At 69.1% G+C, this 12,909-nt stretch carries 16 protein-coding genes and 2 riboswitches; of the genes, 7 read left to right on the top strand and 9 right to left on the bottom strand.

Annotated elements, in window-relative coordinates:
- Positions 1-19: 19 nt before the first annotated feature.
- Positions 20-141: riboswitch (glycine riboswitch) on the bottom strand.
- A 3-nt stretch (positions 142-144) separates the two neighbouring features.
- Positions 145-246, bottom strand: a riboswitch (glycine riboswitch).
- A 277-nt stretch (positions 247-523) separates the two neighbouring features.
- The 3 genes from nadC to nadA all read right to left on the bottom strand — a co-directional run bounded on the left by nadC (position 524) and on the right by nadA (position 4,200).
- Positions 524-1,387: a carboxylating nicotinate-nucleotide diphosphorylase gene (gene nadC / locus ACO07Z_RS06715; RefSeq protein ID WP_421697994.1), complete on the bottom strand. Its 864-nt coding sequence runs from the start codon at positions 1,385-1,387 to the stop codon at positions 524-526.
- A 174-nt stretch (positions 1,388-1,561) separates the two neighbouring features.
- Positions 1,562-3,100 (bottom strand): L-aspartate oxidase, encoded by a 1,539-nt coding sequence (locus ACO07Z_RS06710; protein ID WP_421697993.1) that lies wholly within the window; start codon positions 3,098-3,100, stop codon positions 1,562-1,564.
- A gap of 41 nt (positions 3,101-3,141) precedes the next feature.
- Entirely contained in the window at positions 3,142-4,200 is a 1,059-nt protein-coding gene (gene nadA, locus ACO07Z_RS06705; RefSeq protein WP_421697992.1) for a quinolinate synthase NadA, read from the bottom strand.
- Between the two features lie 158 nt (positions 4,201-4,358).
- On the opposite strand from nadA, the gene ACO07Z_RS06700 reads away from it, so the two are divergent.
- Positions 4,359-4,787, top strand: coding sequence for a GNAT family acetyltransferase (locus ACO07Z_RS06700; protein ID WP_421697991.1), 429 nt, complete (start codon positions 4,359-4,361; stop codon positions 4,785-4,787).
- A 24-nt stretch (positions 4,788-4,811) separates the two neighbouring features.
- Here ACO07Z_RS06700 and ACO07Z_RS06695 read toward each other — a convergent pair whose 3' ends face one another.
- From ACO07Z_RS06695 to ACO07Z_RS06680, 4 genes are all read right to left on the bottom strand, one after another.
- Positions 4,812-5,300, bottom strand: a complete 489-nt coding sequence (locus tag ACO07Z_RS06695) for a hypothetical protein (RefSeq protein WP_421697990.1) — start codon at positions 5,298-5,300, stop codon at positions 4,812-4,814.
- A gap of 248 nt (positions 5,301-5,548) precedes the next feature.
- On the bottom strand, positions 5,549-6,073 hold the full coding sequence (locus ACO07Z_RS06690; RefSeq protein WP_421697989.1) for a hypothetical protein: 525 nt from the start codon (positions 6,071-6,073) through the stop codon (positions 5,549-5,551).
- 41 nt (positions 6,074-6,114) lie between these two features.
- Positions 6,115-6,339, bottom strand: a complete 225-nt coding sequence (locus tag ACO07Z_RS06685; RefSeq protein ID WP_421697988.1) for a hypothetical protein — start codon at positions 6,337-6,339, stop codon at positions 6,115-6,117.
- Between the two features lie 33 nt (positions 6,340-6,372).
- Positions 6,373-7,371 carry an NUDIX hydrolase gene (locus ACO07Z_RS06680; RefSeq protein ID WP_421697987.1) on the bottom strand — a complete coding sequence of 333 codons (999 nt, stop codon included), beginning with the start codon at positions 7,369-7,371 and terminating at the stop codon, positions 6,373-6,375.
- Positions 7,372-7,493: 122 nt separating this feature from the next.
- Between ACO07Z_RS06680 and ACO07Z_RS06675 the strand changes: the two genes are divergently transcribed.
- On the top strand, positions 7,494-8,330 hold the full coding sequence (locus tag ACO07Z_RS06675) for an aldo/keto reductase (protein ID WP_421697986.1): 837 nt from the start codon (positions 7,494-7,496) through the stop codon (positions 8,328-8,330).
- 4 nt (positions 8,331-8,334) lie between these two features.
- Here the strand turns inward: ACO07Z_RS06675 and ACO07Z_RS06670 are convergent, their stop codons facing one another.
- Entirely contained in the window at positions 8,335-8,820 is a 486-nt protein-coding gene (locus tag ACO07Z_RS06670) for a MarR family winged helix-turn-helix transcriptional regulator (RefSeq protein ID WP_421697985.1), read from the bottom strand.
- Positions 8,821-8,883: 63 nt separating this feature from the next.
- Here ACO07Z_RS06670 and ACO07Z_RS06665 point away from each other — a divergent pair, with 63 nt between their 5' ends.
- Positions 8,884-9,351, top strand: a complete 468-nt coding sequence (locus ACO07Z_RS06665; RefSeq protein WP_421697984.1) for a carboxymuconolactone decarboxylase family protein — start codon at positions 8,884-8,886, stop codon at positions 9,349-9,351.
- A gap of 40 nt (positions 9,352-9,391) precedes the next feature.
- Here ACO07Z_RS06665 and ACO07Z_RS06660 read toward each other — a convergent pair whose 3' ends face one another.
- The gene (locus tag ACO07Z_RS06660; protein ID WP_421697983.1) at positions 9,392-10,348 is read right to left on the bottom strand and encodes a DMT family transporter; all 957 of its coding nucleotides are present in this window, start codon (positions 10,346-10,348) and stop codon (positions 9,392-9,394) included.
- A 62-nt stretch (positions 10,349-10,410) separates the two neighbouring features.
- Here ACO07Z_RS06660 and ACO07Z_RS06655 point away from each other — a divergent pair, with 62 nt between their 5' ends.
- The 4 genes from ACO07Z_RS06655 to ACO07Z_RS06640 are packed head-to-tail and all read left to right on the top strand — an operon-like array spanning position 10,411 to position 12,907.
- Positions 10,411-11,010, top strand: coding sequence for a TetR family transcriptional regulator C-terminal domain-containing protein (locus ACO07Z_RS06655; RefSeq protein WP_421697982.1), 600 nt, complete (start codon positions 10,411-10,413; stop codon positions 11,008-11,010).
- 36 nt (positions 11,011-11,046) lie between these two features.
- Positions 11,047-11,745, top strand: a complete 699-nt coding sequence (locus tag ACO07Z_RS06650) for an energy-coupling factor ABC transporter ATP-binding protein (RefSeq protein ID WP_421697981.1) — start codon at positions 11,047-11,049, stop codon at positions 11,743-11,745.
- Positions 11,742-12,353 (top strand): energy-coupling factor transporter transmembrane component T family protein, encoded by a 612-nt coding sequence (locus tag ACO07Z_RS06645; RefSeq protein WP_421697980.1) that lies wholly within the window; start codon positions 11,742-11,744, stop codon positions 12,351-12,353. The genes ACO07Z_RS06650 and ACO07Z_RS06645 overlap by 4 nt, the downstream gene beginning before the upstream one ends.
- Entirely contained in the window at positions 12,350-12,907 is a 558-nt protein-coding gene (locus ACO07Z_RS06640; protein ID WP_421697979.1) for a biotin transporter BioY, read from the top strand. Before ACO07Z_RS06645 ends, ACO07Z_RS06640 begins: the two co-directional genes overlap by 4 nt.
- Positions 12,908-12,909 lie beyond the last annotated feature (2 nt).

Below are 12,909 nucleotides of genomic sequence, written 5' to 3'. Positions count from 1 at the left end.
CGTCCGGCCGGCTGTCCCCATCTGTCGCGGTACCTGAGAGCTCGCCCCGGGACCGACGGCGACGCCGTCACACCATCCCGGGCTTCCCCTTCGGTGGGCGTCCTACCCCGGGAAAACCCGGCGCGACGCCTCTCTCCAGATCGTCCTGATCATGCGGTCCTTGGTGCCTGAGAGTTTCCTGGGGGGTTGCTCCGTCGGCGCCGACGCTTATCCGGGAGGATGGTCGATCTCTCCCGCATGACCATTAGCAGACGCCTATATGCATCGCACAACGGCATGCCTTCTTCAAGTGCAGTCGTAGCACCTCGCGCCGAGTTGAGCCTGCGACCATGGAAGGGGCCGGGTGGCGGGGGCAGTGTCCCGGATGCCTGCAACGTCAGCGGAAGGCGAGCCGGGCCGGCACCTCACCTCTCCTCCCTCATGGCCGGGCTTGACCCGGCCACCCGCCAATTCCGCGGTGCGGCGCGGAGAAGCTCGATCCCCGGATCAAGCCCGGGGATAAGGGCGCAAGGTGTTGAGGCCCTCACACCCCTGCCGCATCCAGCCCGAGGTCGAGAATCGGCGCGGAATGGGTGATCCAGCCGACCGAGATCAGGTCCACCCCCGTCGCGGCGATCGGGCCCACCGTCTCGCGCGAGACGCGGCCGGAGGCTTCGGTGAGCGCGCGGCCCGCCACCAGCGCCACCGCGTCGGCCAGCATGGCGGGGGTCATGTTGTCGAGCAGCACCGCGTCGACGCCTTCCGCCATTGCCGCGTCGAGCTGCGCCAGCGTGTCGACCTCGACCTCGATCTTCACCATGTGCCCGGCATGCGCCTTGGCGGCGCGGATGGCCGGCACCACGCCGCCGGCGACGGCGATGTGATTGTCCTTGATCAGCACCGCGTCATCGAGGCCGAAGCGGTGATTGGAGCCGCCCCCGGCCCGCACCGCGTGCTTTTCCAGCGCGCGCAGGCCCGGCGTGGTCTTGCGGGTGCAGACGATGTGCGCCTTGCCGTGCTGGCGGGCGATGGCGACCAGCCCCGCCGTGGCGGTGGCGATGCCGGACATGCGGCAGGCGATGTTCAGCGCCGCGCGCTCGGCGGTGAGGATGGAACGGGCGGAGCCCTCCAGCCGCAGCACCACATCGCCCGGCGCCACCTCGGCCCCGTCGCCGCGCTCGACCGTGACCTTGAGCGAAGGGTCGATCAGCTCGAAGGCGATTACCGCCGCGTCGACGCCGGCGATCACCCCGTGCTGGCGCGAGCCGATCACCGCCTCGAACCGCGCGCCGGCGGGAATGCAGGCGTCCGTCGTCACATCGCCGGCGCGGCCGAGATCTTCCAGCAGCGCGGCGCGCATGATCGGCTCGACCATCAGGCGGGGAAGGGGGGGGAGGGCAGATGGCATCGCTCGGCTCGCTTCACATTCAAGGCCCTCATGGCCGGGCTTGACCCGGCCACCCAGTCTTCTGGATCCCCGGGTCGGGACCGGGGATGAAGGTTGTTCAATGGCAGCCCATCGCGGGCGCCGGAGTGGAAGACCGGGACATGCCCGGGCATGGCGTCGTCGTCCGGGCAGTGCTCACGCCACCTGCCGCGCTTCGGCAGCGTCCGATGCCGGCTCGGCCAGCCGCGTCTCGGAATGCCGGGCCACCGCCGCCGGCGCGGGATGGTCGGCGCGGAAATGCCCGCCCCGGCTCTCGCAGCGCTGCTGTGCGGCTTCAGTGATCGCCAGCGCCACCAGCGAGAGATCGCAGCCGTCGCGGGCGGAAAGCGCGCCGAGCCGGGCGGCGGCAGTGGCGAGCCCCTCGGCGTCACGCACCACGCCGACCTGCCGGTCCATCAGCGCGCGGATTTCCGCGCGCGCCGGGGAGCGCGGGCGCGGCGCTGAGGGCGCGCGCGGCGTGCCGGGCGCGGCCTGTTCTCCCACGATGTCGGCGGCGATCCACCGCGCATAGGCCAAGGCTTCCAGCAGCGAATTGCTGGCGAGCCGGTTGGCGCCGTGCAGCCCGGTGGAGGCGACCTCGCCGCAGGCCCACAGGCCGGGCACACTGGCGCGGCCGGTCGCGTCCACCCGGATGCCGCCCATATGGTAATGCGCCCCCGGCCGCACCGGGATCGGCGTCACCGCCGGGTCGAGCCCATGGGCGCGGCACAGCGCGGCGACACCGGGAAAGCGGCGGTCGATGTCCTTCAACCGCGCGTCGAGCACCACGGTTTCCCCGGCGGCGATCTGGGCGAAGATGGCGCGGGCCACTACATCGCGCGGGGCGAGTTCCTGCCCCGGCACCTCGGCCATGAAGCGCTCGCCGCGGCTGTTGAACAGCCGAGCACCTTCGCCGCGCAGCGCCTCGGTGGCGAGCGGCATGGGCGCAGGGCCGCCGGAGGCGGCCCGTTCCGCGTCTCCGCCCACCGCCATGGCGGTAGGGTGAAACTGCACGAACTCCATGTCGCGCAGCACCGCGCCCGCGCGTGCCGCAAGGGCAAGGCCGGAGCCCACCGCCCCGAGCGGGTTGGTGGTCGCGCCATAGAGCCCGCCGAGCCCGCCGGTGGCCAGCACCACGGCGCGAGAAGGAAGAGTAAGAGTGCGGCCGTCGCGGTCGCGGGCGGCAATGCCGGCGATATGGCCCTGCGCATCGTGGAGTAACTCGCTCGCGCGCCAGCCTTCCATCACAGTGATGGAGGGGCAGGTGCGCACGGCACGGGTCAGCGTTTCCAGCACCACCCGGCCGGTGCCGTCGCCCTCGGCATGGACGATTCGCCGGCGGGAATGCGCGGCCTCCAGCCCGAGGGCGAGGCCGCCCTCGGCATCGCGGTCGAACGGCGTGCCGAGCCCGACCAGCCAGTCGATCGCTTCCGGCGCCGCCGCCGCCACGCGGCGCGCCACCTCCGGCTCGGACAGGCCGGCGCCGGCGGCGAGCGTGTCGATGGCGTGCAGATCCGGCCGGTCGTCGGCACCGAGCGCGGCGGCGATGCCGCCCTGCGCCCAGCCGGTGGCGGCCTCCGCCCCCAAGGGCGAGGCGACGACCAGCGTGACGGGGAGCGGGGCCAGCCGCAGCGCGGTGGCAAGACCCGCCACCCCGCCGCCGACCACGACGATGTTCTCACGCGAATGGCTCACGGTGTGGCCTTTCCAGGCTGCGACGAGCGAGGGGGCTGCGATCAGCGAATGGCGAGCATGCGCTCGACCGCCAGGCGGGCGCGGTCGGCAATAGCGGGGTCGATCTCCACCTGCGTGGTCATCGTCTCCAGCGCCCGGCGGATGTTCGGCAGGGTGATGCGGCGCATATGCGGGCAGAGATTGCACGGGCGCACGAACTCGATGTCCGGATGGTTCACCGCCACATTGTCGGCCATCGAGCATTCGGTGATCAGCACCACCCGCGCCGGCTTTTCGTCGCGGACATAATCCGCCATGCCGGCGGTGGAGCCGGCATAATCGGCCTCCGCCACCACTTCCGGCGGACATTCGGGATGCGCCAGCACCACGACGCCGGGATGGTTCTCGCGCAGATCGCGAATGTCCTGCGGGGTGAAGCGCTCATGCACCTCGCAATGGCCCTTCCAAGCGATCAACTCCAGCTCCGGCACTTCCTTTTGCACATTCTGCGCGAGGAACTCGTCCGGCAGCATGAGGATGCGATTGACGCCCCATTCCTTGGCCACGGCGCGCACCACCTTCACCGCATTGCCGGAGGTGCAGCAATAATCGCTCTCGGCCTTCACCTCGGCCGACGTGTTGACATAGGTGACGACCGGAACGCCGGGATAACGTTCTTTCAGCAGGCGGATATCGGCAGCGGTGATGCTGTCCGCGAGCGAGCAGCCCGCGCCCATGTCGGGCATCAGCACGGTCTTGGAAGGGTTCAGCAGCTTGGCGGTCTCGGCCATGAAATGCACGCCGGCCATGACGATGACATCGGCATCCACCGTCACCGCCTCGCGGGCGAGGGCCAGCGAATCCCCGACAATGTCGGCCACCGTGTTGAAGATTTCCGGCGCCTGGTAATTGTGGCCGAGCACGACGGCGTTGCGCTCACGCTTCAGGCGCTCGATCGCCTCGACCTCGCGGGCGATCAGCGGCCATTCCGCCGGGGTGACGTGCTTGGCGACGCGGGCATAGAGCTGCCCCAGCGCCGGCGTGGCAGGGGTGGGAATCTCCTGCGCGGGCGCGAAGGATTCGGTGCGCTCGGCAGGGGCCGCGACATCGAATTCCAGCATCGTCCTCTCCATTATGCTCGTTATGAGTATATCTAGGGCCAAAGAAGACCGGGCAGCAAGGCCCGGCGGATCGTTCTTATGCTAGGACTGAGTATAAGTCGCTGTCAACAGTTCGTCACAAATCGGGCGATATGGCTTCCGCATCGACCGGGTGATGAATGACACTGAAGATTGAGCCCGCGCGGGCCGCGGACGAGGAGGCGGTGATCGCCCTCTGGCAGGTCTGCGGGCTCACGGTTCCCTATAACGACCCGGCGACGGATTTCCGCTTCGCGCGCGGTGGCGCGAATTCGGACGTGTTGGTGGTGCGCCGCGAAGGCGGCCGCGTCTGCGCCTCCGCCATGGTCGGGCATGACGGGCACCGGGGCTGGATCTACTATCTCGCCGTCGACCCCGACCTCCAGCGCCAGGGTATCGGCGCAGACATCGTGGCCGCAGCTGAGGCGTGGCTGAAGGCGCGCGGCGTGCCGAAGGTTCAGCTTCTGGTGCGCGAGACCAACACGGCGGTCGTTGCCTTCTACGAAAAGCTCGGCTTCGAGGTCGCCCCGCGCGTGGTGATGTCGAAGTGGATCGACGGGCGGAAGTGATGTCCCCTCTCCCCCGCTCCTTGCTCAACGGCCGCGCTTGATCCATCTCGCCACGGCGGCGATTGCCCGATCGAGAAGAGCAGGCGGGCGTTCCCCCTGGGCGGGCGCCGTTTCGAAGGCGGGCGCCATCTTTCCTTTCGCCGGCAGCCAAACCACGTCGGAGGTCGTGTCGAACACGCCGAGCCCATGCTTCTCCGCGAGTTGGAGGGCAAGGGCCAGGGCGGTGTCGGCAGTCTCCCAGCTGCCGCCGAGATAGATGATGTCGCGCCCGATGCTGTAGTCGGTGAGCCTGATGTCGGAATCGTCCAGCGCATCCGCCGCCAGGGGGCCATTAATCGGCGGGTGAGTGGCAACCATGTCGAGAAAGAAGGCGCGCAGCCGGGGCGTGGTCGCCTCATAGTCATCGTAGTCGTCGGTGTCGTTCCAATCGGTCTGCTGCGCGTACCAGGCCAGAAACGGAGCAGCTTCCTTTGGTGCGACCGAAGGCTCGAAAATCATCAGATTATAGCCCATGCCCGCTCCCCCGCTGGCCTGTCTGCCGGTGCGGGAACCTTATCGGACTTCCCGCTCAGCGTGTAGTGCTCAAAGTTTCGGGCAAGAGGGCAGCCGGAAATAGTGCTCCCTCACCCCCGGCGCCGGGCGCTCCAGCAGTAGCTCGCGGCGGAAGCGCACCAGCTGGGCGGGGCTTTAGCGTCGCTACCCGGGGCCCGCCCCGTTCGAGGCAGCGGGGCCCCGGTCATCGACCCCTGGGCCGCCTGACGCTATCGCCGCTTGCCATTATCCGGCTGAGGAACGGGCATCGCCTTGAGCCGCTGGAGCTGGATGATCCAGTTCTCAGGATTTGCCGCCTCGTCCCCGCCCCATGGGTCGTCCGCGAGATAGCGGGCGAAGTTCGCGGCCTCTCGGGCGGCTGCGAACTCGGCGACCTCCAGGACGATGTCGCGCTCCTCGGCAGACCATGCGGTCCATCCGGCCATTTCAAGCCGATCCACGATGACATAGGCGGCGTGCACCACTTTGTCATTCACAACGGCTTCCAGAAGTCGCGGCATGAAATATCGATAATCCTCGCCATCGCCGACGGTCGTCAGGGCCGTCCCGGCATAATAGTGAATGTCGTCGTCGGAGATATCCCTCTTGGGAGTCGCCTCCATCCTCTTGATCCACAAAGGGTCTCGATACGGCGAATGCTCCATGGCAATCGGCCGGCTCGCGCCGGCGAAGGCGAGATAGGCGCGCTCGACAAGGGGAAGGTCCATGTCGCGGGACGTAGGCTTGCGCTTCATGCTAGCTACCCCAGAGCCGTCTAGAAAGCCGCCGACCCGTGTCAGCCGGGTCTTAAAATGCGCAGAGCGGTCGCCTCGGCCGTACTCTCCCGCGCCGCCTTCACCGCCTCAAGCCATTGCGCCCAATTGGCGGGGTCGACTGGCAATCCGTCTTCCAGCGTCGACAGGCTGCCAAGCAGAGAGCCAAGTTCGTCTGGCTTGCCGGTGAGCTCCCATTCCTTCTCCAGGAACAGGAACATCGCCCGATATGCCTCCTCGATCGTCATTTTATCATCCATGGAGGTCCCCCGCAGATGCCCTCACCGCCGCCCGAACCCACCGGGCAACCTCACCCCCGGCGCCGGGCGTTCCAGCAGCACCTCGCGGCGGAAGCGCACCAGCCGGGCGGGGCGACCGCCCGTCTCCGCCGTGCTCTCGCCGGTCTCTTCCACCAGCCGCTGCTGCTCCACCAGCCGGCGGAAATTCTGCTTGTGCAGCCGCGCCCCGGACAGCGCCTCCACCGCCTGCTGCAGCTGGCCGAGCGAGAAGGCAGGCGGCATCAGCTCGAACACCACCGGCCGGTATTTGATCTTGCCGCGCAGCCGGGCAATGGCGAGCGCCAGCATGCGGCGATGGTCCTCGCGCATTTCGCGACCGGAGGGAGCGGCGGCGACGCGGTCGGAGCCGCGCTCGCGCAGCGCCTCGCCCACCAGCCCGGCCTCATAGAGCAACTCGTAGCGCTCCAGCACCCGCTCCTCATTCCAGCCGGCTTCCGTGCTGCCGCTCGACCCGCCGAAGCACAAGGCGATGCGCTCGGCCCGCCGCTCGCTCAGCCGTCCCTGCGCGGCGCCCGCCGCCCAGGAGCGCAGACCGTGCTCCAGCGTGTCGAGCACGGCGGGGCGGCCGCCGCGCCAATCCTCCCAGGGGAAATAGCGGTACCAGCTCTGCCACGCCGCATCGGTGTCGCCGGCCGGGCGCGCCTCGCGCACCAGGGCGAGATAGGCCAGCGAAAGCGCGCGCGTGCCGTCCTCGCCACGGTCGCGGTCGCCGAAGGTGTAGAGCTGCTCGACATAACCGAGTTCCTGCAGCGTCTGCCGCTCCACCCAGCTGCGCAGGCCCATTTCCAGCGTGCGGTGCCCGCGCTCCAGCGGGCCGGAGGGCAGCGAATCGCGCCCGTCCTCATGGCGCAGCGTCAGCACCTTCGGGTCGTCGCCGGTCACCGCCACGATCACCGCCGACAGACCGATGGCCAGCGCCGGCTCCGGCACGGGCGGGGCGGGGGCGGGCGCGCGGGGGTCGGGGGTCGGCGAGGGCGGCATCGGGTTCCGGGCGGTGAGGGTCGGCGGGGCGCTTGCCGTGCACATTAGCACGACGGCGTCTGCGCGGCTTGCGCCGAGGGCGCGGGAGTGGCACTCCGGCAGAGGATGAAACGGAGGCGCAGATGAGCGGCAAGGTGGTTCTACCCGGCGGTCACAAGGTTCCGGCGCTCGGCATCGGCACCTGGATGATGGGCGAGCGCCCCGAAGTGCGGGCGGAGGAGACCGAATCGGTGCGCCTTGGTGTCGAGCTTGGTCTGACGCTGGTCGACACGGCGGAAATGTATGGCGAGGGCGCCTGCGAGCGCTTTCTCGGCGAGGCGCTGGCCGGGCTGCGCGACAAGGTGTTTCTCGTCACCAAGGTCTATCCGCACAATGCCAGCCGCAACGGCGTGGTCTCCGCCTGCGAGCGCAGCCTGCGACGGCTGAAGACCGACCATATCGACCTTTATCTGCTGCACTGGCGTGGCAGCGTGCCGCTGGCCGAGACCATCATCGGCTTCGAGCACCTCAAGAGCCAGGGCAAGATCCGTGACTGGGGCGTGTCGAATTTTGACACCGACGACATGAACGAATTGTACGAGACCCCCGGCGGCGAGGGCTGCGCCACCAATCAGGTGCTCTACAACCTCACCCGTCGCGGCCCGGAATGGGACCTGCTGCCTTGGCTGCAGGAACATGAAATCCCGCTCATGGCCTATAGCCCGATCGAGCGCGGGCGGCTGAAGAGCACGGGCGTGCTGGCCGATCTCGCCGCCAAGCACAATGCCCGGCCCTACCAGATCGCGCTGGCCTGGGCGCTGCGCATGCCCGGCAACATCGTCATACCCAAGGCCTCGCGCGCCGCCCATATGCGCGAGAACGCCGGCGCCCGCGACATCCGGCTCGATGCGGACGACCTCGCCGCGCTCGACGCCGCCTTCCCGCCGCCCTCGCGCCGGCGGGCGCTGGAAATGCTCTAAACGCTCATTGCGCGCCGGCCGCGACGCCGGCGAGCCAGTGGCGAATGATCCTCTCCTCGTCGGGCGACAGGCCGGCGAGGAGGGCGGGTTCGAGCCCATAGACCCGTGCCTTGGCCGCGGTGAGCCGGGCCGCGCCCTGTTTGGTCAGGGCGATCTGCTGGATGCGCCCATGCACGGCATGCGGGCGGCGGGCCACCAGTCCGCCCTTGAGCAGATTGGCGATGATGGTGCTCATGGTCTGCGGTGTCAGCAGAGCGAGGCGGGCAAGCTCGGCCCCCGACTGGGAAGGGTAGGCTTCCAGCATCACCAGCGCCGCGAACTGCGCCGAGGTGAGGTGGAGATCGCCCAGCACCGCCTCCACGCGCTGGCGGTGTACATGCGCGGCCTGGCGCAGCAGATAGCCGAGATGGCCATCGGCGCCGCGCTTGCCCTCGCCGGGGGCGGGGACTTCGCCTGCAGCAGGCAACACGGTGTCGGGGGAATTGTTCATTATCAGGGCTCTGATATAATGATCGTGCCCTGATATTATTCCATCGCGCAGGTTCCTTCCATCATGACGACGCTTGAAAGCGCCCCGGTGGCGCCGTTCTCCTATGCCGGCTTCCAAAGCCTCGCCCCGGCGGCGACGCGGGCGCTGCTGGCGCTCGGCCAGTCGGTTGATGCCGGCCTCGACAAGGGGCTGATCGAACTGGTGAAGATCCGGGTGTCGCAGATCAATGGCTGCGCCTTCTGCACCGCCTATCACATCGCGCTCGCCCGCCGGCTCAGCGTCGATGCGGGCAAGATCGACCTTGTGACGGTGTGGCGCGACGCCGGCCTGTTCACGCCGCGCGAGACGGCGGCGCTGGCCTGGGCGGAGCAACTGGCGGCCATGGCGGGCGGCCCAGTGCCGGAGGACGCGCCGGCGCGGCTCGGTGCTCATTTCTCCCCGGACGAGGTGGTGCATCTCACCGTCGCCATCGCCGCCATCAATGCCTGGAACCGTATTGCCGGCGGGTTGCGCTTTCCGCCGCCGGCCTGATCCCGCCTCGGTGGCAGGTGTAGGGCGGCGGCCGTGCTGTTCACGGCGTCGGGCAGGCCACCATCCGCCGTCGCGCGTCGGCGAAGAGATAGACGGCGACGGCGGCCACCACCAGCCCGCCGCCCAGCAGCGCCGGCGCGCCCACTCTCTCGTCAAAGGCGAGCCAGACCCAGAGCGGGGACAGCGCCACGTCGAGCAGCAGCAGCAGGCCGGTCTCGCCGGAGCGTATGTGCCGCCCGCCCATCAGAGTCAGCACATTGGCAAGGCCGGAGGTGAGCACGCCGAGCAGCGCGCAGGCCCAGAGCGAGGCGGCCGGCGGCAGGCCGGGCGTGGCCAGCGGCAGGGCGATTACCGCCGCGATGAGAGCGGAGACGAGGCTGATCAACATCAGGTCGAGCTCGGGATGCTTCTTCGCCTGCACCAGCAGCCCGCCCCAGCTCAGCGTCATCAGCGCGGCCACGACCATGCCGGCGGCATCGACCGCCGACAGCGCGGCCCCGGCGGTGATGGCGATGCCGGCCGCCGCCACCAGAGCCGCCGCGCCGAACCGCCGGCTCAGCTTTTCACGCAGCAACCACAGGCCGAGCAGCCCAGTGACGAAGGGCAGGGTGGCATAGACGGTCATGACAGTCGCCACCGAGGTCAGCTGCAGCGCGGCGATGTAGCCGACATTGCCGGATACTGCCAGGCCGATGGCGACGAGGCCGGCGGGGGCGGCGATGTCCCGAAGCGCCTGCCTCTTGTCGCGCGTCGCCAGCAGCCAGAACGGCGCCAGCGCCAGCGCGGCGAACACCGAGCGCCAGAAGATGACGGTCCACGCGTCGAGATCGGCCATACGCACGAACAGGCCCACGAGGCTCCACAGCAGGGTCGAGAACAGCACCACGCCAAGGCCGAGGGCGCGCCAGGAAACAAAGATGCCGGACGAAACCGGCTCATGCGGCGCGGACGCTGTTGCGACGGGTGCGGGCACGCTAGGCTTCGGCACGATGGACATGGGCGCCTCTGTGTGTTCCGATCCGCCGCAGGATACGCAACAGTAGACCGGTCGTCTAGTACATGGAAAAGCCATCCACGCGCGACAGGATCGTCGTCGCAGGTCGAAGGGCCATGTTGGAACAGGGCTATGAAGGCACAGGCATCGGCCCGCTTCTGGCGTCGGTGGCGGTGCCCAAGGGCTCCTTCTACCATTTCTTCGCGAGCAAGGAGGATTTTGCCGCGGCGGTGCTCACGTCCTATGCCGAACAGTATCGCCAGCAGCGGCTGGAACTCTTTGCCGATGCCAGCCTCAACCCGCTGGCGCGGATCGAGCGCCATCTCGTGCAGGTGGAGCTCGATTCGGCAGAGGCGGCGGTGCCCGGCTGCCTTTACGGCGCGCTCGCCCATGCCGCCCCCGGCCTCGGCGAGGAACTGCGCGGCCAATTGGCGGAGGTGTTCGCCGCTTGGGAACAGGATCTCGCCGCCCTTATCACTGAGGCCCAGCAGGAAGGCGAGGTGGATGGCGGGCTCGACCCGGCCGAGACGGCGGCGCATCTCATCGACCTCTATGAGGGGGCGGTGATCCGCGCCCGCGCCGGCGACGGGCCGGCGGCCTTCGCCCGCTTCCGTAAATTCGCGCGCTCCACGTTGGCGCGCGGGGCCGGCGCCTCCCACGATTAAGCGCCGATGTCGCCTTCTTCACCGCCGGATGTCCCCGTGCCGCACGCCCCGCTGATCGAACTGCAAAACGTCACCCTCACCCGCGGCGGGCGGACGGTGCTCGACAACCTCTCGCTTGCCATCGCCGAGCGCCGGGTCGGGCTGATCGGCACCAATGGCTCAGGCAAAAGCTCGCTGGTGCGCCTGTTCAACGGCCTGCTGGCCACTGAGCAGGGCCACGTCCGCGTGCACGGCCTCGACGCGGCGACGCAGGCGGGCGAGCTGCCGCGCAAGGTCGGCTTCATCTTCCAGAATCCAGACCACCAGATCATCTTCCCCACCGTGGCCGAGGAAATCGCCTTCAGCCTCGAACAGGCGGGCATGGCGCGCCGGGAGGCGGCGAAGGAGGCGCTGCCCGCGCTCGCCCGCTTCAGGCGCGCCCATTGGGCCGAGCGGCCGGTGCATGCGCTGTCGGAAGGGGAAAAGCAGTTCCTGTGCATTATCGCCGTGCTGGTGATGAAACCCGCCGTGCTCGTTCTCGACGAGCCCTTCTCCAGCCTCGATCTGCCCACCCGCCGGCGGCTGGAAGCGCTCATCGCGGGGCTGGACCAACAGGTGATCCTCGTCGCCCATGAGCTCGACGCCTTTCACCGATACGACCGGGTGATCTGGCTGCATGAGGGGCGCCTGCGCGGCGACGGTGCGCCGGATGAGGTGATCGCTGCCTACCGAGCCTTCGCCGAGTCACTGCCGTGATCTCGCTCTATCTCTCGCAGCGTACCTGGCTGCATGGCATTCCCGCCGGGTGGAAGCTGCTGGCGCTGGCGCTGATCAGCCTTCTCGCCGCACCGCTGGACAGCCTGCCGATCATGGCCGGGCTCCTTCTCGCCGTGCTGGCGCTCTATGCCTCTCTCGGCAAGGCGGCGCTCAGGCAAATCGCTTTGCTGCGCCCGCTCTGGCCGCTCTTCCTCATCCTGCTGGCTTTTCATTGGTGGAATGGCGACCTCCTCGCCGGCCTCGTCGTGCTGGCACGCATCCTTGCCATGGTGCTGCTCGCCAATGCGGTGACCATGACAACCCGCATGGACGCGATGATGGACGCGGTTGAGCCGCTCCTCGCCCCGCTGCGGCTGTTCGGTGCGTCGCCGCGCGCGGTGGCGCTGGCCGTGGCGCTGATGATCCGTTTTGTGCCGCTGCTGTTCGCGCTGTGGGAGGCGCTGAACGACTCCTGGCGCGCACGCACCGGCAAGCGCGGCGGCTGGCGCCTGCTTGCGCCTTTCTGTATCCAGACGCTGAGACTGTCCCATCACACCGCCGAGGCGCTAGCCGCGCGCGGTGGCGCACCCCGCGGAGACCGCCGATGAAAGACCGCAGCCTCGTCCAGATCGCGCTCTACGCCGCCATCTTCGCGGTGCTCGGCCTGCTGCCGCGCTTCGACCTGCCGTTTGCCGCCGGCGTACCGATCACCGCCCAGAGCATGGGGGCGATGCTGGCGGGCGTGATGCTCGGGGCCTGGCGCGGGGCGCTGGCCATGGTGCTGCTGCTGTTCGTGGTCGCGCTCGGCGCGCCGCTGCTGGCCGGCGGGCGCGGGGGCTTGGGCGTGTTTTTCACCCCCTCCGTCGGCTTCATCTTCGGCTGGATCGCGGTGGCCTTCGTTGCCGGCTGGATCATGCAGACGCTGCGCAAGGCGCCAGTCTTCCCCGCCGCGCTCATCGCCGCCGTCACCGGCGGCATCGTTGTCATGTACGCCTTCGGCATTGCCGGCATGGCGCTGGTCGGCGGGCTGTCGGTGCTGGACGCGGCCAAGGCCTGCCTCATCTTCATTCCCGGCGACGCCATCAAGGCGGTGCTGGTGGCGCTGATCGCCCAGACCGTGGCGCGCGGCCTGCCGGAGGCGCTGCTCTCGCGCAACGCCTGAGG

It is taken from the genome of Ancylobacter sp. (assembly GCF_965229075.1).
Classification (GTDB): domain Bacteria; phylum Pseudomonadota; class Alphaproteobacteria; order Rhizobiales; family Xanthobacteraceae; genus Ancylobacter.
The sequence above is the reverse complement of the archived record's forward strand: the minus strand, read 5'-3'. Positions and strand labels throughout refer to the sequence as shown.

Coding starts and splice junctions, on each gene's coding strand:
- nadC (WP_421697994.1), bottom strand. CDS start 1,387: ATGCCATCTGCCCTCCCCCCCCTTCCCCGCCTGATGGTCGAGCCGATC.
- nadA (WP_421697992.1), bottom strand. CDS start 4,200: ATGCTGGAATTCGATGTCGCGGCCCCTGCCGAGCGCACCGAATCCTTC.
- ACO07Z_RS06700 (WP_421697991.1), top strand. CDS start 4,359: ATGACACTGAAGATTGAGCCCGCGCGGGCCGCGGACGAGGAGGCGGTG.
- ACO07Z_RS06695 (WP_421697990.1), bottom strand. CDS start 5,300: ATGGGCTATAATCTGATGATTTTCGAGCCTTCGGTCGCACCAAAGGAA.
- ACO07Z_RS06690 (WP_421697989.1), bottom strand. CDS start 6,073: ATGAAGCGCAAGCCTACGTCCCGCGACATGGACCTTCCCCTTGTCGAG.
- ACO07Z_RS06685 (WP_421697988.1), bottom strand. CDS start 6,339: ATGACGATCGAGGAGGCATATCGGGCGATGTTCCTGTTCCTGGAGAAG.
- ACO07Z_RS06680 (WP_421697987.1), bottom strand. CDS start 7,371: ATGCCGCCCTCGCCGACCCCCGACCCCCGCGCGCCCGCCCCCGCCCCG.
- ACO07Z_RS06675 (WP_421697986.1), top strand. CDS start 7,494: ATGAGCGGCAAGGTGGTTCTACCCGGCGGTCACAAGGTTCCGGCGCTC.
- ACO07Z_RS06670 (WP_421697985.1), bottom strand. CDS start 8,820: ATGAACAATTCCCCCGACACCGTGTTGCCTGCTGCAGGCGAAGTCCCC.
- ACO07Z_RS06665 (WP_421697984.1), top strand. CDS start 8,884: ATGACGACGCTTGAAAGCGCCCCGGTGGCGCCGTTCTCCTATGCCGGC.
- ACO07Z_RS06660 (WP_421697983.1), bottom strand. CDS start 10,348: ATGTCCATCGTGCCGAAGCCTAGCGTGCCCGCACCCGTCGCAACAGCG.
- ACO07Z_RS06655 (WP_421697982.1), top strand. CDS start 10,411: ATGGAAAAGCCATCCACGCGCGACAGGATCGTCGTCGCAGGTCGAAGG.
- ACO07Z_RS06640 (WP_421697979.1), top strand. CDS start 12,350: ATGAAAGACCGCAGCCTCGTCCAGATCGCGCTCTACGCCGCCATCTTC.